This window comes from Brachybacterium huguangmaarense, assembly GCF_025725725.1.
GTDB lineage: Bacteria > Actinomycetota > Actinomycetes > Actinomycetales > Dermabacteraceae > Brachybacterium > Brachybacterium huguangmaarense.
This window is the reverse complement of record NZ_CP107020.1, coordinates 3,136,746-3,162,205: the sequence shown is the minus strand read 5'-3', so window position 1 is coordinate 3,162,205 and position 25,460 is coordinate 3,136,746. Positions and strand designations below refer to the sequence as shown.

General features: G+C 75.2%; 18 protein-coding genes. 10 read left to right on the top strand and 8 right to left on the bottom strand.

The genetic code is table 11. The features are described 5' to 3' along the window. Positions 1–66: 66 nt before the first annotated feature. Positions 67–1,182, top strand: coding sequence for a CobW family GTP-binding protein (locus BRM3_RS14545; protein WP_263594011.1), 1,116 nt, complete (start codon positions 67–69; stop codon positions 1,180–1,182). 185 nt (positions 1,183–1,367) lie between these two features. Here BRM3_RS14545 and BRM3_RS14540 read toward each other — a convergent pair whose 3' ends face one another. The 5 genes from BRM3_RS14540 to BRM3_RS14520 form a co-directional block, all read right to left on the bottom strand. Beyond that, entirely contained in the window at positions 1,368–2,339 is a 972-nt protein-coding gene (locus BRM3_RS14540; RefSeq protein WP_263594010.1) for an NAD-dependent epimerase/dehydratase family protein, read from the bottom strand. Positions 2,340–2,487: 148 nt separating this feature from the next. Next, positions 2,488–4,239, bottom strand: coding sequence for a DEAD/DEAH box helicase (locus BRM3_RS14535; protein WP_263594009.1), 1,752 nt, complete (start codon positions 4,237–4,239; stop codon positions 2,488–2,490). Positions 4,240–4,323: 84 nt separating this feature from the next. Then, positions 4,324–5,994, bottom strand: a complete 1,671-nt coding sequence (locus BRM3_RS14530; protein WP_263594008.1) for a metallophosphoesterase — start codon at positions 5,992–5,994, stop codon at positions 4,324–4,326. 9 nt (positions 5,995–6,003) lie between these two features. After that, on the bottom strand, positions 6,004–6,225 hold the full coding sequence (locus BRM3_RS14525) for a DUF3107 domain-containing protein (protein ID WP_263594007.1): 222 nt from the start codon (positions 6,223–6,225) through the stop codon (positions 6,004–6,006). A 136-nt stretch (positions 6,226–6,361) separates the two neighbouring features. Beyond that, positions 6,362–6,997 (bottom strand): TetR/AcrR family transcriptional regulator, encoded by a 636-nt coding sequence (locus BRM3_RS14520; protein WP_263594006.1) that lies wholly within the window; start codon positions 6,995–6,997, stop codon positions 6,362–6,364. A gap of 213 nt (positions 6,998–7,210) precedes the next feature. Here BRM3_RS14520 and BRM3_RS14515 point away from each other — a divergent pair, with 213 nt between their 5' ends. Both BRM3_RS14515 and BRM3_RS14510 read left to right on the top strand, forming a co-directional pair. Further along, entirely contained in the window at positions 7,211–10,522 is a 3,312-nt protein-coding gene (locus BRM3_RS14515) for a UrvD/REP family ATP-dependent DNA helicase (protein ID WP_263594005.1), read from the top strand. Between the two features lie 5 nt (positions 10,523–10,527). Then, positions 10,528–13,950, top strand: coding sequence for an ATP-dependent DNA helicase (locus BRM3_RS14510; protein WP_263595475.1), 3,423 nt, complete (start codon positions 10,528–10,530; stop codon positions 13,948–13,950). Between the two features lie 147 nt (positions 13,951–14,097). On the opposite strand, the gene BRM3_RS14505 is transcribed toward BRM3_RS14510, so the two are convergent. Continuing rightward, complete coding sequence (locus BRM3_RS14505) at positions 14,098–15,345, bottom strand: phosphotransferase (protein WP_263594004.1); 1,248 nt, start codon at positions 15,343–15,345, stop codon at positions 14,098–14,100. A 45-nt stretch (positions 15,346–15,390) separates the two neighbouring features. Here BRM3_RS14505 and nudC point away from each other — a divergent pair, with 45 nt between their 5' ends. The 5 genes from nudC (at position 15,391) to BRM3_RS14480 (ending at position 21,072) form a co-directional block, all read left to right on the top strand. Next, a complete protein-coding gene (gene nudC, locus BRM3_RS14500) occupies positions 15,391–16,392 on the top strand; it encodes an NAD(+) diphosphatase (RefSeq protein WP_263594003.1) in 1,002 nt (333 codons plus the stop codon). Positions 16,393–17,211: 819 nt separating this feature from the next. After that, complete coding sequence (locus BRM3_RS14495) at positions 17,212–19,392, top strand: ATP-dependent DNA helicase UvrD2 (protein ID WP_263594002.1); 2,181 nt, start codon at positions 17,212–17,214, stop codon at positions 19,390–19,392. A gap of 99 nt (positions 19,393–19,491) precedes the next feature. Continuing rightward, on the top strand, positions 19,492–19,623 hold the full coding sequence (locus BRM3_RS14490; protein WP_263594001.1) for a hypothetical protein: 132 nt from the start codon (positions 19,492–19,494) through the stop codon (positions 19,621–19,623). Positions 19,624–19,736: 113 nt separating this feature from the next. Next, positions 19,737–20,015 (top strand): WhiB family transcriptional regulator, encoded by a 279-nt coding sequence (locus tag BRM3_RS14485; RefSeq protein WP_263594000.1) that lies wholly within the window; start codon positions 19,737–19,739, stop codon positions 20,013–20,015. A gap of 418 nt (positions 20,016–20,433) precedes the next feature. Continuing rightward, the gene (locus tag BRM3_RS14480; RefSeq protein ID WP_263593999.1) at positions 20,434–21,072 is read left to right on the top strand and encodes a M48 metallopeptidase family protein; all 639 of its coding nucleotides are present in this window, start codon (positions 20,434–20,436) and stop codon (positions 21,070–21,072) included. Between the two features lie 42 nt (positions 21,073–21,114). Here the strand turns inward: BRM3_RS14480 and BRM3_RS14475 are convergent, their stop codons facing one another. Together BRM3_RS14475 and BRM3_RS14470 are read right to left on the bottom strand one after the other, a co-directional pair. Next, on the bottom strand, positions 21,115–21,759 hold the full coding sequence (locus BRM3_RS14475; protein ID WP_263593998.1) for an NUDIX domain-containing protein: 645 nt from the start codon (positions 21,757–21,759) through the stop codon (positions 21,115–21,117). Next, entirely contained in the window at positions 21,756–23,285 is a 1,530-nt protein-coding gene (locus BRM3_RS14470; protein WP_263593997.1) for a zinc-dependent metalloprotease, read from the bottom strand. Before BRM3_RS14470 ends, BRM3_RS14475 begins: the two co-directional genes overlap by 4 nt. 137 nt (positions 23,286–23,422) lie before the next feature. Here BRM3_RS14470 and BRM3_RS14465 point away from each other — a divergent pair, with 137 nt between their 5' ends. Together BRM3_RS14465 and BRM3_RS14460 are read left to right on the top strand one after the other, a co-directional pair. Continuing rightward, entirely contained in the window at positions 23,423–24,544 is a 1,122-nt protein-coding gene (locus tag BRM3_RS14465; RefSeq protein WP_263593996.1) for a YlbL family protein, read from the top strand. 43 nt (positions 24,545–24,587) lie between these two features. Further along, positions 24,588–25,286: an HAD family hydrolase gene (locus BRM3_RS14460; RefSeq protein ID WP_263593995.1), complete on the top strand. Its 699-nt coding sequence runs from the start codon at positions 24,588–24,590 to the stop codon at positions 25,284–25,286. Positions 25,287–25,460 lie beyond the last annotated feature (174 nt).

Genomic DNA, 25,460 nt, shown 5'->3' with positions numbered 1-25,460 from the left:
CGTGCTCCGCCCTGCCGCACCGCGGCCCGCGCCCGCTCCGCCGTCTGGTCCCAGGAGGTCCTGTCCATGATCCGTGAGCCGTCCGAGGCCGCCCGTCGCCGGCTGCGCCGCAGCCTCCCCCTCGCCGTGGTGTGCGGGATCGACCCCGTGCTGCGCGACGCGCTGACCACGGACCTGCTGCTCGACACCGCCGACCTCGTGGCCGTGCGCTACGACACCGACCCCGATCGCGGCGGCCTGCGCCGCCTGGTGCTCGACCGCGGCGGCGTGCTCGAGGACGTTCCCCTCGAGCTCGCCCACGAGTGCATCTCGTGCGCCATGCGCGAGGACGCGCTGCCCGTCATCGAGGCCCTCGCGGCGGATCCCCGCTGGTCGGCCGCGCTCATGGTGCTGCCCGTCGCGGCGGACCCGCAGGCCGTGTGCGGGACCCTGGGACCGCAGCTGCGCGGCGCGCACATCGCCTCGACCACCGCGATCGTCGACACCGACGCGGCACGCGCCGACCTGCTCGGGGACGACACGCTCGCCGAGCGCGGCCTGCGCTGGACCGACGGCGACGAGCGCAGCGTGGGCGAGGCGCTCGCCGCCCAGCTCGAGTACTGCGACACGGTGCTCGCCGACGGCGAGGCCGGCGCGCCGGGGGCCGAGCTCGTCGAGCATCTGCGCGGCCACGACCAGCTGCTCGTGCACGGCGTGCACGAGGTCTCCGTCGACCTGCTCCTCGAGGACGTCGTGCACGACCCCCGTGCCGCGGCGCGCCGGGTCGACCCGCGCACCGTCGAGCCGTGGGGCGGACCGACCGTGCACGGCACCTGGACCCTCGATCTGTGCTCGGACCGGCCCTTCCACCCCGAGCGCTTCCTCGAGGAGATCGAGCGCCTGGGCAGCGGGGAGTTGCGCGGACGCGGTCGGTTCTGGCTGCCCACGCGGCCGCACTCGATCTGCCAGTGGGACGGCGCGGGCGGCCACGTCTCGATCGGCGTGATCGGCGCCGCCGGCGCGGACCTGCCCACGACCCGGATCGTGGTCACCGGCATCGGGCGCCTCGACCGCGAGCGCGTGCGCCGCGCCTTCAGGGCCAGTCTGCTCGACGACGCCGAGTGGGAGCGCGGCCTCGCGTTCTGGCTGGGCCGCGACGACGGCATGACGCCGTGGCTGGGGGAGGCCTCCGCGGCGTCCTGACCTCCGCGGTGTCCCTGACGCGGGCGCCAGGATCGTGCGCTCCGCGGGCGGACGACGGCGCCGGCGCGGGGGCCTGACCGCACGACGCCCGATGCCGGCAGCGACGCCCGGGCCCATGTCACGGGGCTGGGGTCACGGGTCTGGTGTCACGCCGTCGTGCCACGGTCCGGTGTCGCAGCCCTCGCTCAGCTGCCGTCGAGGTGCGGCGGAAGCTCCCAGGTGCCGTCCGGGGAGCGGCGCGCGCGGGAAGCGACCCAGCGGGCGGCGTCCGCCACGGTCTCGACCGGAGGGGGCAGGGCCACGCCCAGAGCGGTGACGCGATCGGTCGCGAGGACCTGGTCGCCGGTCCAGGGGAGCGCGAGCGCCTCCTCGGCGTCGTCGACGTCCACGAGCACGGAGGCCTCGCCGCCGGTCGCGTCGAGCGCGGCGCGGGCCAGGTCGATCGCGCGCGTGGGCGGCACGTCGGCGACGTTGAGCACGCGGGTCGCGGGGTCGGCCGCGCACGCGAGGATCGTGCGTGCGATCGCCTCGCCCGACGTGACCGACGGGGCGGCGGACCCGTCACGCACCCGGATCACCGGGGTGCCGTCGAGACCGGCGCGCGCCAGCGGCCACTCCCGCACCCGGCGCACGCCGGGGCCGTGGATGCGGGCCGGACGCAGGACGCTCACGTCGCGGCCCGTCGCGGCGAGCAGGCGCTCGGCCTCCGCCTTGTTGGCGCCGTAGCCCTCCCGCGACCGGTACGGCTCGCCCGCGAAGGCCAGGGTGGGCGTGTCCTCGGGCGTGGGCCCCTCCCATCGAGGCGCCTCGTCGGAGTTCGTGTGGCGGCCCTGCGCGTCGACGTAGACGGCGCGCGCGGAGATCATCACGGTCGCGTCGGCGGCGTGCGACCAGCGGGCGAGGGCGCGTGCGTGGACGGGCGTGTAGCACTGCCCGTCGACGAGCAGGCGGGCACCGGGGGCCAGCAGGGCGTCGAGCCCGGCCTCGTCGTCCCGGTCCAGCGCCACCACCTCGACGTCGAGCGAGGCCCACGCGGCCGGGGCGAGCTCGGGGCGCCGCGCCGTGACCACGACGCGCTCGCCGGAGCGCGCCAGGCGCTCGACCGTCGTGGCGAGCATGCCGGTGCCGCCGAGGACCACGCAGGGGGAGGACGTCATCGCGCCAGTCTGCCAGGGCCTCTGTCCGGCACCCGCGCCGGTGCCGGTCTGCCGCGCGGTGCGGCGCCCGGGGAACGGACGACGCCTCGCCCCTCCGGAAGGAGGGGCGAGGCGTCGACGCGTGCGGGACGGTCCGGGCGCGAGGCGCTCAGCCCTCCGAGCTCGAGCTCGAGGAGGTCGAGGAGCTCTGGCCGCCGCGGCTGCGACCGCGGCCGCCGCGCGAGCGGCGACGCCGGGCGCCGGAGGACTGCGCCTCGCCCTCGCCGGCGGTCTGTGCGGGACCGTGGGAGCCGGACTCCGGGCGGCCCTCGACGACCTCGCCGTTGACCCGGCGGGTGCGCGTGCGGCTGCGGTTGCGACGCGGCCGATCGCTCGAGGAGTCGTCCTGGGGGCCGGAGCCCTCGCCGCCGCGGGCGGGGCCGCGATCGCGGCCGCCACGGGCCCCGTCGCGTCCGCCCCGGCCGCCCTCGCGGGGCCCGAAGCGCTTCTCGCGGGCCCGCTCGCGCGCGGCGTCCCGGCCGCCGAGGTCCTCGAGGACCTCCGCGTCCAGGCCCTCGCGGGTGCGGTTCTCGGCGGGCAGGGTGCCCTTGGTGCCCTCGGGGATGTCGAGGTCGGCGTACAGGTGCTCGGACGTCGAGTAGGTCTCGACGGCCTCGGTGGACTCGAGGCCGAGCTGACGGGCGATGAGCGCCCACCGCGCGACGTCCTCCCAGTCGACGAACGTGACCGCGGTGCCCTTCTTGCCGGCGCGGCCGGTGCGGCCCGTGCGGTGCAGGTAGGTCTTGTCGTCGTCGGGGCAGTTCCAGTTGATGACGTGGGTGACGTCCTCGACGTCGATGCCGCGGGCGGCGACGTCGGTCGCGACGAGCACGTCGATCTTGCCGTGGCGGAACGCGCGCAGCGCCTGCTCGCGGGCGCCCTGGCCGAGGTCGCCGTGCAAGGGGGCGGCGGCGAAGCCGCGGCCGATGAGGTCGCCCGCGACCCGGTCGGCCTCGCGCTTGGTGCGCATGAAGACGATGGTCAGGCCGCGGCCGCGGGCCTGCAGCATGCGGGCCAGGACCTCGATCTTGTCGAGCTGGTGCGCGCGGTAGACGACCTGCTTGATGTCGGCCTTGGTGCGCGACTCGTCGCCCGGGTCATGGGCGCGGATGTGCGTGGGCTGGCTCATGAAGCGCCGGGCCAGCGCCATGATCGGGCCGGGCATCGTCGCGGAGAACAGCATGGTCTGGCGCGAGGTCGGCACGGCGCTGAGGAGCTTCTCGATGTCCTCGAGGAAGCCCAGGTCGAGCATCTCGTCGGCCTCGTCGAGCACCGCGGTCCGGACCTGCGAGAGGTCGAGGTACTTCTGGCGCATGAGGTCGATCAGGCGCCCCGGGGTGCCCACGACGATCTCGACGCCCTCCTGGAGGGCCTCGATCTGCGGCTCGTAGGCGCGGCCGCCGTAGACGGTCAGGATGCGCACGGGCCGATGCGTCGAGGCGTCGCGCAGATCCTGGGCGACCTGCACCGCGAGCTCGCGGGTCGGCAGCACGACGAGGCCCTGGGGCTTGCCGATCGGCCGGTTCTGCGGGTTGTCCTCGCCGGGGGCGACGACGCTCTGCAGCATCGGGATGCCGAAGCCGAGGGTCTTGCCGGTGCCGGTCTTGGCCTGACCGATGATGTCGCGGCCGCGCAGGGCCACGGGCAGGGTCATCGCCTGGATCGGGAAAGGGGTGGTGATGCCCTTGGAGGCGAGGGACTCGACGATGTCGTCGCGGACGTCGAAGTCCGCGAAGGTCTGGCTCGCGACGCGCTCGGGGGTGATGGTCTCGCCGGAGTCGGACTCGACGGCGGGGGCGGCGACGGCGGCGTCCGAGATCTCGGTGGCGTCGTCCGCGGGAATGGTGGTCTCTTCGGACACAGTTCAACTCTCTGGATACGGGTATGCCCTGTCATGGTAGCCCGGGCCCGTGTCGTGGCCTCGTGCTTCGTGAGGGACGACTCGTCAGGGCGTCGTGGTCGCGCCCTCCTGCTCGCGCGCCGGGGGCGTGCCCTCGGCCGGGGCGGGGGAGTCCGTCGGGTCGGGCGTCACCCGCTCGTCGTCGGGCACCGTCTCGCCGGGGGAGATCGACGGGAGGGCGGGATCGGTCGAGGCCGGCGCGGTCGCGTCCTCGGGCACGGTCAGCTGCTCCTCGTCGGCGGGCATCTGGTGGCGCTGGATCGACACCGAGACGAGACCGAGGCCGCCCATCGTGATGTCGTCGTACGCGAGCAGCCGGTGGGTGTCGGCGTCGAAGTAGAGCATGCGCGCCGAGAGGTCCAGGGGCTCGCCGCCGTCGGCGACCGGGCGCACCCCGCCCGAGGCGAGCGCCCCGCCGGTCGACCCGACGGTCAGCCAGTCGGTGCCCGATCCGTCCCGGTCGAGCTCGATCTTGTCGGTGTGCAGATGGCCCGAGAGCACGAGGGGGACACGTCCCTCGAGCCCGAGGGGCTGGGTGGGGTCGTGGACGAGGGCGAGGTCCACGGGCGCGTCCGGGTGCGCCGCGTCGTACTCGTCGATCGTGTCGCCGAGCTGCGTGGTCGTCGCGGCCACCGCGTCCTTGCCGCGCGCGAAGCCGCCCGCGTCCGAGTCGTCGTCGGCCGCGAAGCGCGGATCGCCGATGCCGGCGATCCGGAGGCCCGCGACGTCGGCGACCTGGTTGTTGAGCACGACGGCGTTGGGCTGGGCGGAGACGGCCGCGACCGCGCCCGCGCCGTCGTGGTTGCCGGAGATGAAGACGTAGGGCACGTCGATGCCGCCGATCGCGGTCAGCAGGTCGTCCTCCCACGGGGTGCCCCACGACACGATGTCGCCCGTGTCGATCACGGCGTCGACGTCGAACTGGCCCGTGAGCTGGTCGATCACGTCGAAGGCCTGGGGGTTGTCGTGGATGTCGGAGACGTGCAGGACGGTGATCAGGTCCTGGTCGGCGCCGATCCCGGCGGGCAGCGAGTCGGCGGCGATGTACAGGGCCGAGACCTGTCCGACGAAGTCGGCGAGCGTCGCGCGGTAGCTCGAGTAGTCCGCGATCGTCGAGTGGCTGATGTCGGCGACGTAGGCGGCCTGGGAGAGCAGGCCGTCGAACTGCGGCTGGTACAGGGCCTGGGGGCGGAAGGTCGCGCCGACGAGGCCGCACGAGACCGCGGTGACGCCGAGCGCCGTGCCTCCCGCGACCACCGAGCGGCGCACGCGCCGATAGGTGAGCGCCATCGCGCCGGCGGCCCCGAGGGAGGCCAGGAGCGCGTTGAGGCCCGCGTTGCGCAGCGCCGCGCTCGTGATGGCGTCCGGCGCGGTCCGTTCGAGCGTCGCGAGCGCATGGTCGTCGTAGAGCAGGTCCTCCGCCTCGGCGATGTCGACGCTCAGGACCCGGGCCTCGATCGCGACGGGCGCTGTGTGGGTGTCGAAGGAGACCTCGCCGACCGGCGGCAGCAGGATCACGGTGCGCGGGTCGAGCGAGGGACGCAGGTGGACGCTCGCGGTCAGCGGGCCCACCTGGACCGTGGTGGCGGGGGTGAGCAGGATCCCGAGGGCCGCGCCGAGCAGCCCGACCACGAGGGGCAGGCCCCAGCGTCGCAGGACGCGGGCCGTGGATCGCCAGGTGGGGCGTCGTCGAGCCGTGGGACGCCGTCGCGTCACGGCCGGGGGTCAGCCGAGGAAGCCGACGCGGCGGGGCTCCTCGGTGGACAGCTCGGCGTAGGCGATCTTGTCCCCGGGGACGACGACGATGCGGCCCTTGGAGTCGGTCAGCTGCAGGGTGGACTTCTGGCCGACCGCGTCGGCGATGCTCGCGGTGATCGACTCCGCGCTGTCCTCGGTCTCGACCACGATCTCGCGCGGGGAGTGCTGGATGCCGAGACGGATCTCCATGGGGTGCGTCCTTCAGGTCGACGGTCGGGGTGACGGCCCGATCCTATCGATGGCCGGCGGCGTCGCGCGGGCTCCGGGGACCCGTCTTCGCTGCGAGCGCAACGCTCCGGCGGCGCCTGCCGCCCCGGAGCGTCGCTCAGACGAACGACTCGGTCACGGTGCCGCGGATCTGAGGGCTCTCGAGGGCGGGGAAGCTCCGCAGCCCGTTGGAGATGAAGGTCGTCAGCAGCCCCGTGATGCGGGAGCGGTCCTCGGTCGTCTCGGCCCGCGAGAGCTGGTCGGCGAACGAGCGGGCCATGCCCGCCAGGACGAGCCCGAGCACCTGGGCGTCGCGCTCGGTCAGGTCGCGCGAGCGCTGCAGCACGATCGCGATCGAGCGCGCGCTGCGCTCGAGCACCTCCTCGACGGCGGCCGCGACCTCGTCCGAGATGCGCTCGGAGGTCTGCAGGACGCGCATCGACATGCCGCTCGACACCAGGATCTCGGTGAAGCGGCGCAGGGCGTGGGCGATGCGCACGGAGGTGTCGCCCTCGAGCCGCACGAGGCTGTCGATCTCTCCGGCCATGGTCGAGCCGACGGTCCGGATCACCTCGAGGTACAGCGCCTCCTTGGAGGAGAAGTGCTGGTAGAGCACCGGCTTGGTGACGCCGGCGGCTTTCGCGATCGACTCCATGGAGGTGCGGTGGTAGCCGTCGCGGGCGAACTGCGGGATCGCTGCGTCGAGGAGCTGCGCACGGCGCTGGGCGCGGGGGAGTCGGGAGAGGGAGCCCATCGTGCGGCCTTTCGGGGGGATCCGGTCGCGGAGCGGCCCCCGAGCGTCACGACCTCGGACGCAGCCCGGACGACCGCCGGTCGCCGTCACTGTACTGATCGGTAGCAAGGGTCAGCGGGGCGTCCGAAACGTGACACACGTCCGGATGGTCCGCTCGGGCCCGGCACCCTCGCGACGGCCCGAGTGTCGGGCGGCTGTGGTCGAATGTCGACCATGCCCGCCGCGACCTCCCGCCCCGATGCCTCCCGCGCCCGGGTGCGCCTGCTGCCGCCCGACCCCGCCGCCGTGCCGCACCCCCTGGGCGACGCCGCGCTGCCCGCGCAGCGCCGTGCCCTCGCGGCCTTCGCGCGCGGCGAGGACGTGCTCGTCCACGGGGCGCCCGGGAGCGGCCGCACCCGCCTCGCGCTCACCGCCGCCCTCGAGGCCTCCGGCGCCGAGGTGCTGCTGCTGTCCCCGCGTCGCGCCTCGGCCGGGCTCCTGCGCGACGCCGTCGCACAGGCCGGGGGCGTCTCCCGGGTGCGCGTCGCGACGCCCGCGGCCTACGGCTTCTCCGTCGTGCGCGCCGCCGCGGCGCGCGACGGGCGCGGGGAGCCGACCCTCGTCACGGGCGCCGAGCAGGACGCCCTGGTCCGGGACCTGATCTCCTCCGTGGAGACGTGGGAGGTCGACGTCGACGCGGCCACGCGGACGCTCCCCGGCTTCCGGGCCGAGCTGCGCGACGTCATCTCGCGCGCGAACGAGCTCGGGCTGCTTCCCGCCGACCTCGAGCACCTCGCGGCGCGGCGAGGGCGGACCGCGTGGTGGGACGCGGCGCACGTGCTGCGCCTCTACCTCGACGTGCTCGACCTCGAGGCGGCCGCGGCCCTCGATGCGGGCCCGCGCCACGACGCCGGCGCCATGGTGCGCCGCGCCGCCGAGATCGTCGCGGCCGGTCCCTCGGCGTCCGGGGCCGCCGTCGGCGCGGTCGGGACCGTCGTCGTCGACGACGCCCAGGACCTCACCGCCGCGGGCATCGCGCTCGTGCGCGCCCTGCGCGACGCCGGGGCGCACGTGCTCGTGACGTCCTGCCCTGACGCCGTGGTCGACTCCTTCCGCGGTGCGGTGCCCGATGCGGCCCGCCGCATCCTGCCGGTCGTGCGCGGCCCGCGCCCCGGGCGCGCCGTGCACGAGGCGGCCCTGCCCGCCATGCTGCGCAGCCCTCGCGGCGCCCGCCCCGTGCTCGAGTCCCTGCGCGGCCGCCTGCCGCTCGCGGGGGCCCCCGCGGCCTCGCGTCGGGGCATCGCGTCGTCCCGGGACGACGGCGCGGCGCCCGCGGGCACCGCCGACGTCCCCGGCGCGGTGAGCGTGCTGCGCTGTGCGAGCCCGATCGAGGAGGCGCGGCAGATCGCGGGCGTGCTGCGCGATCTCCACCATGCGCACGCTGTCGCCTACGACGAGATGGCGATCGTGTGCCGCTCGGGCGCCGCCGTCGACGACCTCGCGGACCTGCTCCAGCGCGAGGGCCTGCCCGTGACCGCCGCCCGGCGTCCGCGCGCCCTGCGCGACGAGCGCGTCGTCGCCGACCTGCTCGGGATCCTCGAGATCGCGCTCGCCGGCACCGTGCCGACCCCGGAGCACGCCGCCGAGCTGCTGCGCGGCCCCTTCGGGGACGCCGACGCCCTGCGGCTGCGCCGCATCCGCCGCCTCCTGCTGCACGCCCACGACGCGACCGAGGCCTCCGACGCTCCGCAGGCAGGACGCCGGGAGGGGGAGGAGGAGCCGCCCACGACCGGATCGGCCGAGCTGCTGGCCCGTGCCCTCGTCGAGGAGCACGTGCCGGGCCTTCCCGAGCCCCGCGAGCGGGACCGCGCCGCCGCGCCCGTGCACCGGGTCCGGCGCATGATCGCCGCCGTGCGCGCGCTCGGCCCCGCCCCCGCGGCCGTCGACGCGCTGTGGGCCGCGTGGGACGCCGCCCAGGTCGCCGAGGGCTGGCGCACCGCCTCGCTCGAGACCGACGACCTCGACGGCGCCGGGGCGCGCGGCCGCCTCGCCGCCCGGCGGCTCGACGCCGTGACCGCGCTCTTCGCGGCCGTCGAGCGCTTCACCGAGCGACGCCCCGGTGCCGACGCCTCCGGGTTCGTCGAGCAGATCCGCGACCAGGCCGTCGCGGAGGACACCCTGGCCCCGCGTGCACCCCTCACGGGCCGGGTGCGCGTGCTCACCCCGGCGGCCGTCGCGGGCGAGGAGGTCGACACCGTCGTGCTCGCCCACGTCCAGGAGGGGGCCTGGCCCAACACGCGCCTGCGCTCGACCCTGTTCGGCGCCGCCGAGCTCGCCCTCGCGGCCGAGGACCCCGAGCTGCCCACCCAGCCCTCCGCCCTGCGCGCCGTCCAGCGCGAGGGCGTCATCGCCGACGAGCTGCGCCTGGCCGTGAGCGCGCTCGCCCGCGCCCGCACCCGACTGCTCGTGACCGCCGTCGAGAACGACGACGAGAGCCCCTCCGCCCTCGTCGAGGTGATCGAGCGCGGCGCCGGGCCCGGCTGGGTCGACCCCGACGCCGCGGCCGCCGACCCCGGGCCCGCCCCCGACCCGCGCCGCCTCGTGGCGGCCCTGCGTCAGCGCCTCGCCGACCTCGACCCCGCCGAGACCGGCCAGGACCGGTCCGCGGCGCTGCTCGCGGCGCTCGCCGCCGCGGGCGCCCCGGGAGCCGACCCCGCCCTCTGGTACCACCAGGAGCCGAGCAGCACCACGGCCCTGCTGGCGGCGACGGACCCCGTGACCCTCAGCCCCTCGGCGCTCGAACGCGCCCACGACTGCCCTCAGGCATGGCTCCTCGAGCGCGCCGGGGGCAGCCCGTCGAGCGGCCCCGCCCAGACCATCGGCACCGCCGTGCACCGGATCGCCCAGGACCATCCCGCCGGCTCCGAGGACGTCGACGCCGACGGCAGCCCGCGCGACCTGCTCGCCGAGCTCTCCCTGCTGCTGGCCCCGCTGCACCTCGACCGCACCTGGTCCACCCGGCGCCTGCTCGGACGCGCGGAGGACTCCGTGCGCCTGCTGTCCCAGCACCTCGCGGTGACCGGCATGCCGCTCGCCGTCGAGGCGCCCTTCACCGTGCGCCACGGCGACGTCGAGCTGCGAGGCACGATCGACCGCATCGAGGGCGACACGACGGGCCTGCGCGTCGTGGACCTCAAGACCGGCCGTGCCGCCAAGAGCGCCGTCGACGCCGCCGTCGACCTGCAGCTCGCCGCCTATCAGAGCGCGATCCGCGACGGCGCCCTGGCCGACGTGCTGGGGGAGGACGCCCCCGAGCGCCTCCACGGCGCTCAGCTCGTCTACGTCGGCACGGGGACCCGCAAGCCCGCCGTCCGCACCCAGGGCGCGCTCACGGACGCCGAGAACCCGCGCTGGTTCGACGAGATCGTCGAGGACGTCGCCGAGCAGGTCCGCGGCTCCCACGTGACCGCCCGCCCCAACCGCCACTGCGACCACTGCAGCGTGCGCCGCACGTGCACCCTCTGGCCCGAAGGAGCACAGCTGTGAGCACCATGCCCCCGAGCCCTCCGCTCTCCGCCCTCCGCCTCGCCGAGCTGATGGGGCGCCCCCTGCCCACCCCCGAGCAGGCCGCCGTGATCGAGGCGCCCCTCGCGCCGCTGCTCGTCGTCGCCGGCGCCGGCAGCGGCAAGACCGAGACGATGGCCTCCCGCGTGGTGTGGCTGATCGCCAACGCGCTCGTCGAACCCCGGCAGGTGCTCGGCCTCACCTTCACCCGCAAGGCGGCGCACGAGCTCACCGAGCGCATCACGACCCGGCTCGCCGCCCTCGGCGACGCGCTGCGCGACGAGGGCCTCGCCGTGCCGCCGGGGCTCGACCGCACGGGCGACGACCTGCTGGGCCAGCGCCCCGCCGTGCACACCTACAACGGCTTCGCGCTCGACCTCGTGACCGAGCACGCGCTCGCCGTCGGGCTCGACCCCGAGTTCACGATGCTGTCGCCGTCTGCCTCGTGGCAGCTCGCCCACGAGATCGTCGAGTCCTCGGGCGACGAGCTGGCGATCGACGCCTCGCCGGCCACGCTCACCGCCGCGCTCGTCTCGCTCACGTCCTCCCTCGCCGACCACCTCGTCGATCCCGCCGACCTCGGCGAGCACCTGGCGCGGATGCGGGACCACCTGATCCGGATCCCGCTGCAGACCGAGGGCCGGCGGCGCACGCCGCCCGAGCGGGTGAAGAAGGCGATCGCGGCGCTCGACGCCCGGCTGGCCCTGCTCCCGCTCGTCGAGCGCTTCGCCCGGGCACGCCGCGAGCGGGCCGCCCTGGACTTCTCCGATCAGGTCACGCTCGCCGCCAGCATCGCCCGCGAGATCCCCGCCGCGGGGGCGCTCGCCCGCGACCTGCACCGCGTGGTCCTGCTCGACGAGTTCCAGGACACCTCCGTGGCCCAGCTCGAGCTGCTCTCCGGCCTCTTCGGCGCGGGTCATGCGACGTGCGCCGTGGGCGACCCGCAGCAGGCCATCTACGGCTGGCGCGGCGCCTCGAGCGCCTCGCTCGCGGGCTTCGCCGCTGCCTTCGGCACGCCTGAGCAGCCGGTCCTGCAGCGCACCCTGTCCACGTCGTGGCGCAACGACCAGGCCCCGCTCGCCGTGGCCAACCGGATCGCCGCGCCGCTGCGCCGCGCCTCGGGCGCCGTCGCCATCCCCGAGCTCACGGCGCGCCCGGACGCGGGAGAGGGCGCCGTCGAGGTGGTCGAGGCCGCCGACGAACGCTCCGAGGCCCGCGCGATCGCGCGCTGGATCCTCGAGCGCCGCGCCGAGTCCGCACCGGAGACGGCCGGGGAGCGGCCTCCGGTCCCGAGCGCCGCCGTGCTCGTGCGCGCCCGCCGCCAGATCCCGCCGCTCGTCGAGGAGCTCGAGGCCGCGGGCCTCGAGGTCGAGGTGGTGGGACTGGGCGGCCTCCTGCACCGTCCCGAGGTGGCCGACGTGCGCGCCCTCCTGGAATGCGTCGACGATCCCGGGCGCGGCGACTCCCTCATGCGCCTGCTCGCCGGGCCCCGCGTCCGGCTCGGGGCGCGGGACATGGCCGTGCTCGGCCGCTGGCGCGAGCACCTCGGGGCACGCCTCCGCCGCCGCGCGGGAACGACCGCCGTCGCCCCCGACGACGCGGACGAGGTCACCCTGCTCGACGCCGTCGACGACCTGCCGCCGGAGGACTGGACCGATCGCGAGGGCCGGGCCCTCAGCACGACCGCCCGCGACCGGCTGAGGGACCTGCAGGGGATCCTGCGCGGCATGCGCCGGCGCATCTCGCTGCCCCTGCCGGACCTCGTGACCGCAGCGATCAGCGCGCTCGGCGTCGACCTCGCGCTGCTCTCGGCCCCGGACGTCGACACCCGTCACGCCCTCCACGACCTCGAAGCCTTCCGCGACTACGCCGCCGAGTTCGAGCGCACGGCGCTGCGCCCCGGCCTCGGCGCCTTCCTCGCGCTGCTCGAGGTGAGCGAGGACAAGGAGGCGGCGCTCGCGGTCACCTCACGCGGGCTCGAGCCCGACCCCCGCGCCGTGACCATCGTGACGATGCACTCGGCCAAGGGCCTCGAATGGGACCTCGTGGCGGTCGCGGGGCTCGCCGAGGGCACGGTCCCCAGCTACGACCTGCGCCGGGCGCGCACCGCGGAGGACGGCTCCGTGCGTGTGCCCGATCCCGGCTGGCTGGGGCCCCTCGCCGACGCCGAGGTGCCCACCGAGCTGCGCGGCGACGCCGACATCCTCCCGGAGCTGCGCTGGGCGGAGGCCGACACCCAGGTCGAGGCCGACGGGATCCTCGAGGAGTTCTACGACGAGCTGGGCCACGAGGCCCTGCGCGAGGACCGCCGTCTCGTGTACGTCGCGGTGACACGGGCGCGCCGGCGTCTGCTGCTGTCGTCCGCGGCCTGGCGCGCGGGACGCGTCACCTCCCAGCCCCGCTCGCGCTACCTCGTCGAGGCCCTGCCCGTCGTGCCTGCCCCCTTCCACCGTCGCGAGGAGATCCCCGAGGAGAACCCGCTCTCGGTCTCCGCCCGGCACGCCGTCTGGCCGCCCGTCCCCGGGCCGCGCGAGGCGGCCCGGTCCCGCGCCGCGGCGCTCGTCGAGCGGGCACGCCTCGACCCCGCCGCGATCCCGCCTCTGCTCGAAGCCGGACCCGCCGGGCAGGAGCCGGACGGCAGGGGCGCGGGAGCGGAGGACGACCTCGTCGAGCAGACCCGCCGGGTGCTCGCCGACATGGCCGCGCGCCGCGGCGACGTGACCGTGCGCTCCCCGGCCCGCCTGTCGGCCTCCCAGATCGTGGCCCGAGCCCAGGACCCCGAGGGCGCGCCGCTCGAGCTGCTGCGCCCGCTCCCGCGCCGGCCCTCGGCCTCGGCACGCCGGGGCACCGAGTTCCACGCGTGGCTCGAGCACCGCTTCGGCGCGGGCACGCTCCTCGAGCTCGAGGACATCGAGGAGATCGCCGACCTGGACCGGCCCGATCCCGACGAGGCCGGCGGCGTCGAGCACGCGGCGGCGCAGGACCGGGCGCGCCTGCGGGCCGCCTTCGAGGAGTCGATCTGGGTCGACCGCACGCCGCTCGCCGTCGAGGAGCCGGTCACCGTCACGATCGGCACCACGAGCGTGCGCGGCGTGATCGACGCCGTCTATCCGGACGAGGCGTCGCAGGCGCCGGCCGGCGGCGTCGTCATCGTCGACTGGAAGACGGGCCGACGCCCCACGGGGGCGCGCCGTCGTGCCCGCGCGGTGCAGCTGTCCGTGTACCGCCTGGCCTGGCACGAGCGCACCGGGCTCCCGCTCGAGAGCATCCGCACGATGTTCCACTACGTCGGCGAGAACGTCACCGACGAGGTGACCGAGCATCCCGAGCGCGAGGAGCTCGCACGCCTGCTCGGCGGCGCGGAGACAGCAGAGACAGGGGAGGGTGCGAAGGCCTCCGGCGCCGACTGACGGCGGCCTCGGTGGGCGGCGACGCCGCCCGGCAGGGGCCCCTGTCGAGACCGGTGCCGGTCGAGATCGTGAGGGCGACACCGCGTGGCGTCCGCTCCGAGGGGGTGTCCTCCGCGCCTGATCCTGCCGGGTCCCGGCAGGGAGGGGTCAGCGGTCGCGCTCGGCGTCGAGTGTCGCGGCCTCGCCGAGCCCGACCGCGTGGGAGCCGCTGTGATCGGCCGGAAGCCCGTAGGTGGGACGCCGGTCGCGGTCGTCCGCGGCACGGTCCTCCGGCGCGGCCGTCTCGATCCAGGCCTCACCGGAGGGCTCGACGTCGGTCCGGTCGGTCTCCGGGACGTCGGCCCCTGGGGTGCGCGCCGTGGCACCGGCGGGCTCGTGGGCATGATCGGGCGCCTGCTCGTACGCCGGGGCCTGCTCGTGCACCGGGGCGCGCCCGTGCCCGGGCGAGACGTCGTCCAGATCGTCGAAGGCCCGCTCGGCCTCCTCGCGCGCGAGCTGGCTGATGTCGTGGTCGAGGTCGTCGAGCATGCCGCGGGCGTCCTCGACGATCGTCTCGTCGTCGGCGTCGATGCCGTGCAGGAGCCAGTCGACGACGGCGAGCTCGCCGACGGCCTGGGCGCGTTCGACGAGCCGCGCATGCGGTGCGATCGGGAGCTCGGACACGTACGCCGCGTACAGCGCGTCGAACAGGGACGGCTCGAGGGCGGAGACGAGCCACGCGAGGTCCACGGCGGGATCGCCGCTGCGGGCCTCGTGCCATCCCGTGACACCCGTGATCTGCTCACCGTCGGTAAACAGGCACTCCTCGGACAGATTGGCGTGCACGAAGCACGGGCGGAAGCCCCACAGGTCGTCGTCGGCCAGCAACGTCTCCCAGCGCTGGGACACCGCCGCGGGCAGCTCCCCGGCCTGGCGCGCGCGATGGACCTGCGAGCGGTGTCCGGCCCTCACCGCCTGCGCCGTGTACGTCTCGGCGCCGGCGGCCTCCGCCACGTAGGCCGGCACCGCGTGGATCCGCGCGATCACGCGGCCGAGCGAGCGCGCGAGCCCGACGTCCTCGGTCAGCTCGTCGAACATGAGCGGAGCCCCGTTCGGGGGCTCGGTGACCACGGCGCGACCGCCCTCGGCCAGGCGCGCGTAGCCGACGGGCGGGGCGACCAGCGGGGCGATCGAGGTGCCCGTGAGCGCGTCGACCACGCCGAGCTCCTTCTCGAGCTGCACGCCGGCCTCCGTCGTCGACGGCGCGGTGATGAGCACGCGCCGTCCGTCCTCGCCGATCACGCCGGCCACGTCGAACTCGTCGATGGGGGTCGCGACGGGAACGGTCCGGGCCGGGTTCAGGCCGGGGACCGCCGCGGCCGCGAGGGCTGCCAGGGCGTAGGAGTTCCGTCGCACCGCTCCACCGTACTGCCTGCCGCGGCCGGCAGTACGGTGGGACACATGACGACCCCCCGCGGTGTTGAGTCGCGCACAGATCCCGAGCAGACCCGCCCGCCCGAGGCCGGTCGTGCCGCCCCACGCACCCCGCACTCCCGCGGTGCGCACTCCGACGCGCCGCTCGCCGCGATCCGGGTGGACCGCGACGCCCTCGCGCGCCACGACGACGCCGCCCTCGCCCCGGGCGACGACGTCCGGTACCTGGTGACCGCGGGCGCGACCGTGAGCGTCGCCGACGGGGGCGAGGGCATGCGCCTGGCCCTCGAGGCGGAGGACCCTCGCCAGGACGAGAGCCTCCCGCTCGTCTACCTCGGCCTGCTCGACGGGCTCCGCGTGCTCGGCGCCGAGGTGCCCGAGCCCAGCCCCGAGCTCGACGATCCCGGCCGTGACCTGCGCGAGCTGCGCCGGGTCGCCGTGCAGCTGCCCCGCACCGAGGCCGGCCTCGCGCTCACGGCCGCCGGCATGGGCGCGTGGCACCGGTCGATGCGCCACTGCCCCGGGTGCGGCGGCGTGCTCGAGCCCGAGAGCTCGGGCTGGGTGCTGCGCTGCCACGAGGACGGCAGCCAGCACTTCCCGCGCACCGATCCCGCGGTCATCATGGCCGTCCGCGACCAGGACGACCGACTGCTGCTCGCGCGCAACGCCAACGTCCGCGGCCGCTTCAGCTCGGTGCTCGCCGGCTTCGTCGAGCCGGGCGAGACCCTCGAGGCCGCCGTCGCCCGCGAGGTCGGCGAGGAGGTCGGGGTCGTCGTCGACGAGGTCGAGTACGTAGGCAGCCAGCCCTGGCCCTTCCCGCGCTCGCTCATGCTCGGCTTCCGCGCCTGGGCGCGTGCCGCCGGTGAGCTCGTGCTCCAGGACGACGAGATCGCCGAGGCCCGTTGGTACACGCGCGAGGAGCTCGCCGCCGCGCTCGGCGACGCGTCGATCGCCGTGCCCGGCCGTGCCTCGATCGCCCGCGCCCTCATCGAGGACTGGTACGGCGGGAGCCTGCCCGGCGCCGACTGACCGACGGGCGCCGCCTCGCAGACACGCCGCCGAGGACGCCGGCTCGGGACGCGTCGGCGGAGACCATCTGGATCGACGTGCACGTTGTCGTCGGTCTCGTGGGTCGAGGCGCACGTTGTCGTCGTTGTCTCAGCGGTTTCCGACGTTTTCGTGCCAGTCGCTGTCGTCGCGTGCCTTGGACCGCCGCCTGGCACGCGTGCCATCGAGGGGCAGGTCGGCATCTAACGCGTGAATCGACATGCACGTTGTCGTCGGTCTCCTGGATCGAGGCGCACGTTGTCGTCGGTCTCCCGAGCTTCTCCGACGTCTTCGTGCCTGTCGCTGTCGTCGCGGGGCCCTCGGGATGCCGTCTGACATGGATTGCCATCGAGGGGCATGCCGGCATCTAACGCGTGAATCGACATGCACGTTGTCGTCGGTCTCCTGGATCGAGGCGCACGTTGTCGTCGGTCTCCCGAGCTTCTCCGACGTCTTCGTGCCTGTCGCTGTCGTCGCGGGCCTTGGAGCGCCACCTGACATGGACGCCGTCTGGCGGCATGTCGGCATTGAATGCCCGGATCGACGTGCACGTTCTCGTCGGTCTTCTGGATCGAGATGCACGTTGTCGTCGTCATCTCAGCGGCTTCCGACGTCTTCGTGCATGTCGCTGTCCTCGCGGGCCCCGACCGCGGGGGCCGACCGGCCCACGGGCCCGGCCGACGGCCCCGACCGACGGGCCCAGGCCTGCGAAGACGACCGGCCGACGGGCCCAGGCCTGCGGAGACGACCAACCGATGGGCCCCGGCCGACTGTCGGGCCTCGATGCGAGACTGGTCGGCGATGAGCGAGAACGCCGGCAGCCCCGCCCCGCAGACCCTGGCCTCCACGACCCGCGCCGTGGAGGCCCCGCCGTCGCCGCCCGCGACGGCCGAGGAGATCCTCGACTCGCTCGACCCGGAGCAGCGGGAGGTGGCCACGAGCTTCGGCACCCCGCTGTGCGTGCTCGCGGGCGCCGGCACCGGCAAGACCCGGGCCATCACCCATCGCATCGCCTACGGCGTCGCGACGGGTCGGCTCAACCCGCGCCACGTGCTCGCCGTGACCTTCACCGCCAAGGCCGCCGCGGAGATGCGCTCACGGCTGCGGGACCTCGGCGTGCCCGCGGTCCAGGCACGCACCTTCCACGCCGCGGCGCTGCGCCAGCTGCGGCACTTCTGGCCCCGCGTCGTCGGCGGCGCGATGCCCGAGATCATGCCGCAGAAGTTCGCGGGCGTCGGCGAGGCCTGCCAGCGGCTGCACATGAGCGTGGACCGCGCGGCACTGCGCGACATCGTCTCCGAGATCGAGTGGTCGCGCGTGTCGATGCTGACCCCCGAGACCTATCCCGAGGCCGCCGCCCGCGCCCATCGCCCCGGCGTGGCCGGCTTCGACTCCCGGTCGATCGCGCGCATCCTCACCCAGTACGAGGAGGTCAAGCGGGAGCGCAACGTCATCGACTTCGAGGACGTGCTGCTGCACATGGTCGGGATCCTCACCGAGCGGCCCGACGTGGCCCGCGAGGTGCGCGCCCAGTACCGCCACTTCGTGGTCGACGAGTACCAGGACGTCTCGACCCTCCAGCACGCCCTGCTGCGGCTGTGGCTGGGGGAGGGGAGCGACCTGTGCGTCGTCGGCGACGCCGCCCAGACCATCTACACCTTCGCGGGCGCCCGGGCCTCCTACCTGCTGGACTTCGCCCGGGAGTTCCGGGGTGCCCGCACGGTGCGGCTCGAGCGCAACTACCGCTCCACGCCCCAGATCGTGGCGCTCGCCAACGCGGTGCTCGACGGCGCCCACGGCCGCACCCGCGCCCAGCGCCTGACCCTCGTCGCGCAGCGCCCCGACGGGCCGCCGCCGGTGATCGAGACCTACGCCGACGATCCCGCCGAGGCCGAGGGCGTGGCCGAGCGGATCGCCGCGCTCGTCGCCGAGGGACGGCCGGCGGCCGACGTCGCCGTGCTGTTCCGCACCAACTCCCAGTCCGAGGCGGTCGAACAGGCGCTCACGGGACGCGGCATCGGCTACCTCGTGCGCGGCGGCGACCGCTTCTTCGACCGCCAGGAGGTGCGCCGCGCCATGGTCGCCCTGCGGGCGGCCACCAAGGTCGAGGGGCTCGACGATCCCGCACGCGCCGCCCGGGACGTGCTCGGCCAGATGGGCTGGTCCGAGCGTGCCCCCGAGACGACGGGCGCCGTGCGCGATCGCTGGGACTCGCTCAACGCCCTCGTCAACCTCGCCGACACCGTCGGCGCCCGTCCCGGCGCGACCCTCGCCGACCTCGTGCGCGAGCTCGACGAGCGCGCCGAGGCGCAGAGCGCCCCCGTCGTCGACGGCGTCACCCTCGCCTCGATGCACGCCGCCAAGGGCCTCGAGTGGCCCGTGGTCTACGTGATCGGCGCGAGCGAGGGCCTGCTGCCGATCTCGATGGCCCAGACCAAGCCGGAGGTCGAGGAGGAGCGGCGTCTGTTCTACGTCGCGCTCACGCGGGCCCGCGACCTGCTGACGGTCTCGTGGTCGGCGGCGCGCACGCCGGGGGCGCGGGGCTCCCGCAAGCCCAGCCGCTTCCTCGACGGCGTGCTCGAGAGGCCGTCGGCGGGCACGGCGAGCGGCGCCGTGCGGCGCCGCACCGGGCGCCGCGGCGCGACCGTCTACCAGGAGTGCCGGGTGTGCGGCGGCGGGCTCACCACCCCGCACGAGCAGCGCATCGGCCGCCACGAGACCTGCCCGCCCAGCCACTCCGAGGAGCTCATGGACGCGCTGCGGGCATGGCGCCGGGAGGTCGCGGCGGATCACGGCGCCCCCGCGTACACGGTCTTCACCGACGCGACCCTCGAGGCCATCGCCGAGCGCGACCCCCGCGGCCGTCAGGCGCTGCTCGCCGTGCCCGGGGTCGGGCCCGCCAAGGTCGAGGCGTTCGCCGACGCCGTGCTGGGCATCCTCGCCGAGCACCGCGATCACGACGAACATGCAGGTCAAAAATAGGATGTCGCCATCGCGGGAGAGCATGTAGGCTCATCTCGTTCATCGTCCACGACGTGGGCCGGGAGACCGGAGCACGCGCATGAGAGAGGAGGTGTCGCAGTGATCGACAACATGACCCAGCAGGCGGGCGCTTTCGCGACCGTGCTCGCGTCGTATGCCGTCGGCGGCGGCACCTCCGGGCACGATCGCCGGCCGCGTGAGGGCTTCATCGCCCTCCCCGGTCTGGCCTGACCGATCCGGACCACTCGGTCCGATCGCGTCGGCGGCAGCGCAGCCGCCTCGCCCCTCCGCCGCAGCTGTAGCAGCGGTCCCTCTCTCTTCGACGATCCCAGGAACTTCCGACGATGACCGATGTCCTGATCCGTGCCGATCATCCCCGTGCCACGACGGCCGTGCTCCCGTGCCAGAGCGACGACGCCGCCGATCTCTTCTTCTCCGAGCGTCCCGCCGACCTCGAGGCCGCCAAGACCCTGTGCACCGACTGCCCTCTGCGGCGCGAGTGCCTCGAGGGCGCGCTCGCCCGTCGTGAGCCGTGGGGCGTGTGGGGAGGGAGCATCTTCCAGGCCGGCGAGGTGATCGCCGTCAAGCGGCCCCGGGGCCGTCCCCGCAAGAACGCCGCCTGATCGACGGGCCGTCGGCTCTCATGCCGACGGCCCGTCCGCACGCTTCGGGACAGAAGGTCCGGGGGGACCGGAGGAAGTGCGTGCGACGGGCCGTCGTCCGTGGCTGAGTGGGCGTCGCGGGACGCCCTCGCTCGGGTGAGGCCCCGGGGGCGCTCAGCACCACGCGCACCTTCCCCGTGTGCGTCCTGCTAGTTATCCCGGGGCCTCACTGCCGACGAACGTATGCCCCCGCGTGCGCGCGGTCAAAGCGGCGCGGGGGACGCAGTGTGGACAAGTCGGAGGTCCGCGGTGGACGGACTGTGGGTATCTGGGCCCGGGGTGTTGACAGGTCCCCCGTGCACGCGCCCGGAGCGCCTGTGACGAGCATCGACCGTGTGCACATCCTGGGGACGACACGATTCCGTGGGAATCTTGGACCATGCCCGACCTCGTTCCACATGATGGGATCACCGGCCCACGCGGTGAGCAGATCTTCGTGCGCCGCTCCGCCCGACGCCGCCGCACCGTCACGATCACGCGCCGCGGCGGCGCGCTCGAGGTCGCGATCCCGGCCTCGTTCTCCCGGCGCGAGGAGGCGCGCTGGGTTCGCGCCATGGTCGAGCGGATCGCGGCCCAGGAGTCGCGGGCCGCCGGCCGGGGCGACGAGGAGCTCGCGGCGCGTGCCGCCGCCCTCAGCCGACGGCACTTCGAGGGCCGCGCCCGCCCCTCCTCCGTCACCTGGAGCACGCGTCAGCGCTCGCGCTGGGGCTCGTGCACCCCTGCCGACGGCACGATCCGCATCTCCTCGCGCCTGAAGGAGATGCCCGAGGACGTGCTCGACTACGTGCTCGTCCACGAGCTCGCGCATCTCTTCGAGGGCGGCCACGGTCCCGCGTTCTGGGCCCTCGTGCACCGCTACCCGCACACCGAGCGCGCCCGCGGCTTCCTCGACGGCGTGAGCTTCGCCGAGCAGCGGGGCGCCGAACCGCCCAAGGGCGGACCCGAGACGGGCCGTGAGGCGGGACCGGTCGAGGGCACGACGCCCGAGCACGGCGGGACCGGAGGCGACGTCGACTGACTGCGCCGGGCCGTCGACATCACCCGCGCCGGGACGGCGGTGTCAGCCGGGCTGGGCGTCGACGAGCGGGGCGAGCGCCGCGAGGGAGGCCCCGAGGTCCGGGACGGTCCCCGCCGGCAGGGCCGGGGCGCCGCCGTGGCGGCCGTCGGCGCCGCGCGGCCAGGGGACCCAGATCGCCTCGGGCGTCTCGTCGCTCGCGCGCAGGGGCGCCTCCTGCGCGCGGACGGGCGCCCGGAACAGGTACTGCACGTCCCAGTGCTCGCGGCAGCCGCCGAAGGCGTCGGAGAGGGCGTGCGCATGGAGCATCGCGGGGCCCGGGCCGACCCGCCGCAGCGAGCCCAGGCCCGTCTCCTCCTCCGCCTCGCGGCGAGCCGCGGCCTCGAAGGAGGTCTCGCCGTGCTCGATGTGGCCGCCCGGTTGGACCCAGAAGCGCCCCTTGCGGTGCCAGACGAGGGCGACGTGCTCGCCGTCCGCGTCCACCACGAGGGCGCTCGCGGTCAGATGCACGGGGCCGCCCTCGCGGTGCAGGGCCGCGGGCGTGCGACGCATGAGCTCCGCGAAGGCGGTGCGCAGGCGCGGGTCGACCGCGGGGGAGTCGGCGGCGGCGAGCTCGGCGAGCGCGCGACGCGGATCGTCCCCGGCGGGCGCGGCCGGACCGGCCGGACCGGCCGGACCGGGAGGGGTCATGAGGCGGGCGTCGACGGGGTGTCCCCGTCATCGCCGACACCCGGGCCCGATCCCGGCCCGTCGGCGCCCGGGTCGTCGCCGCTCACACGGCCGGCCTCGTCCTCCTTGGGGGCGTCGGCGTCGCCCTCGCCGCGCAGCAGCTTCTCGAGCTCGGCGTCGAAGTCGGTCTTGGCCGCCGTCTCGGCGGCCTCGGCGCTCTCGCCCTCGGTGCGCGGGGCCTGCGGGCGGCCGCTCAGCACCTCGGCCGTCGGCAGCAGGTCCGGGTGCTCCCACACCCGGTCGCGCCCCTCGACGCCCTCGGTCGCGAGCACGCTGTCCCACCAGGCGAGGGCCTCGCGCACGCGGCGCGGCCGCAGCTCGATGCCCACCACGGAGGCGAGCATCTGTTCGGCGGGGCCGCCCGAGGCGCGGCGGCGGCGGACCACCTCGCGCATCGCGTCGAGGCCGGGCAGCTTGCCCTCGAGCGAGGTCGAGACCACGTGGTCGACCCAGGACTCGACGAGCGCGAGCGTGGTCGCGAGCTCCTCGAGAGCACGCTCCTGGGACTCGCGGCGCGTGAACACGAACATGCCGTCGGGAGCGGCCTTGGCCATCGCCTGCGGATCGGACATGTCCAGGCCGCGCACCATCTCGTCGAGGGCGTCGAGGTCCAGGGTGATCCCGCGGGCGTAGTCCTCGATCGCGCCGAAGAGCTGCCGGGGCAGCCATGGGACCGCCGCGAACAGGGCCGTGTGCGCGATCTCGCGCGCGGCCAGGAAGATGCGGGCGGCCGAGGGATCCAGTTCGTTGTCGCGGATCAGGTCCTCGACGTTCGCGGCCACGAGCGCCGGGACCCCGTCGGGGCCGAGCGGCAGGGACAGATCGGTCGTGCCGGACTCCTCGCGCGCGAGCGAGCCGATCGCGTGGCCGAACTGCACGCCGAACATGGTGCCGCCCATGCGCTCCATCATCGTGCGGGGGTCCCCGCCCGGCAGCTCCATCGGGAGCTGCTGCATCTGGGCCGCGAGCGCATCGCCGATCGCGCCGGACATGTAGGTCGCCACGGGCTCGGTGATCGACTGCCAGCGGGGCAGCGTGCGGTGCACCCAGGTGCCGCGGCTCCACACGTCGAGCGCGGCGGCGGGCATGTCGACCGCCACGTGCGGGTCGAGCCACAGCGCGGCGATGTTCCCGGCCTCCCGCAGGTCCTGGATCTGCTGGGGCGTGGGGGAGGGATCGCCGGGGCTGCCGGCGACCGCGGGAGCGCCGGGGATCTGCACCGCGCCGCTCGCCGTCTGCCGGGCGAGGTCGTGGCCGAGCTTCCAGTTGACCGGGCCCTCGCCGCCCGCGTCGAACAGGTGCTGCATCTGGGCGGCGGCCGCGCGCAGCTGGTTCGGGTCGGTGGGCAGGTTCGCCTGCCGGGCGAGCTCGGACAGGTCCACCCCGTCGAGAGCCTCGGGCGGGAGCTGGCCGCCGAACACCTCCTCGAGGAAACGGCGCAGGTTCTGCTCGTCGGAGTTGTCAGGGGGCATGGGGTTCTGGCTCACGGGGGCCTCCATGGTGGCGCGGCCTCCCGCACGCGCGGGAGGGTCGTCGCGAGGCGGTGCGCGACGGACGTGTCGATGGCTTCCAGCCTACCGAGCACGCGTGGGCGCGACCTGAAGGGTGCGGCACAATGACGTAGGTGACCTCCAGCCCCGACGCGACGTCCCCGGCCCCCGAGGCGGCACCGACCGCGCCCGCCCCCGCCCGGCGCCGGCCCTCCGGCCGTGCCGTCGCCACCTGGGTCTCGCTCGTGGCCATGTGCGGGCTGCTCCTGGGCGGCATGTTCCTCCCGGTCCCGTACGTGATCGAGCAGCCCGGCCCGGCGATCGACGTGCTGGGCGAGCACGACGGCGAGCGGGTCCTCTCGATCAGCGGCGCCGAGCAGTACCCCACCACGGGCTCCCTCATGATGACGACCGTCTCGGTGGCCGGCGGCCCCGGCTATCCGGTCACGCCCGCGCAGGTGATCGGGGCCTGGTTCGACTCCTCCGAGTCGGTGCTCCCGCGCGAGCTCGTGTTCCCCGACGGCCAGTCGGAGGAGGAGACCTCGCTGCGCAACAGCGCCGACATGACGACGTCCCAGCAGGACGCGGTCGCGGTCGCGCTCACCGCGCTCGGCATGGCCTACCACCAGGACGTCATGGTCGCCGGCGTGCTCCAGGGCGGACCGGCCGACGGCGTGCTCGAGCCCGGTGACATTGTGGTGTCGATCGACGGTCAGAGCCGCACCACGACCGCCGACTACCAGAAGCTGACGCGCGCCGCCCCCGCCGGTCAGGACCTCACCATGGTCGTGCGGCGCGCGGGCGCCGAGACCACCGTGCAGGTCCCGACCGAGCAGGTCGACGGCACCACCCGGATGGGCATCGTGCTGGCCCCCGGCTACGAGTTCCCGGTCGACGTGACCGTCACCGTCGACGGGGTCGGCGGGCCGAGCGCCGGCACCATGTTCGCCCTCGCCGTCTACGACGAGCTCACGCCGGGCTCCCTCACCGGGGGCGCGGCGATCGCCGGCACCGGGACCATGAGCGCCGACGGGCAGGTCGGAGCGATCGGCGGTATCCGCCAGAAGATGGTCGGGGCGCGCGAGGAGGGCGCGCGGTTCTTCCTCGCGCCCGCGGGCAACTGCGACGAGGTCACCGGGCATGTGCCGAGCGGCCTCGCGGTCGTCAAGGTCTCGACCTTCGACGACGCGCTCGCCGCGGTCGAGACCATCGGCACGACCGGCAGCGCCGACTCCCTGCCCACGTGCGGATCGTGAGAGGGTTCGGCGTGACCGGAGCCCCGAAGGAACGGAGAACCCCGTGAGCCGCCGCTCGTCCGTCCGCCGCGCCGCCCCGCGCCCCGTCGTCGTGTTCGACTTCGGCGGCGTCCTGAGCGCGGGGCACGACCCCGTCGGCGACGTCCTCGAGATCACGGGCGGCGACCGCGCCGACGTGGCCCGCGCCTACTGGGACGGGCGCGCCGCCTACGACCACGGGGACACGAGCCCCGAGCGGTACTGGGGAGCGGTCGCCGCGGCCGGGGCGATCCCCGAGCCCTCGGCGACGACGGTCGAGGACCTCCAGGACGCCGACGACCGCTACTGGCTGCGCCTGGACCCCGAGGCCCGGGCGCTCCTGCACGACCTCGCCCGCAACGGCGTGACCCTCGTGCTGCTGTCCAACGCCTCGATCGCCTTCGGCGAGGCGGTCCGGCGCGCCGACTGGTTCGAGGCCTTCTCCTTCGCCGTCATCTCGGGCGAGGAGGGCATCGTCAAGCCCGACCCGGAGATCTACGAGATCCTGCTCTCCGCCCTCGCCCACGAGTCCGGAGGAGTGGCCCGGCCGGGCGGCGTCGTCTTCTTCGACGACCGCGAGGAGAACGTGCGCGGCGCCCGTGACCTCGGCATCGACGCCCACCTCTGGCCGCGCAACGATCCCGATCGGGACCCGGGCACCCCCAACCCCGGTGTCGCCCAGGCCCGCGAGCTGCTCGCCGCCCGGGGCATCACCCTGGACTGACCCCGGCCGCCCCCGGACGGGACGCGGACGGCGGACACAGGCCCTGCGGAGCCCCCGCGCCGCCGGGAATGCGGGACCGGCCGCTAAGGTTGTGCCCGATGCCGGAGTCCCTCCGCGCGTCCACCGCCGTGCGGCCCCGTGCCCGGGCGGTCACGAAGCCCTCTCGCGCGCCGC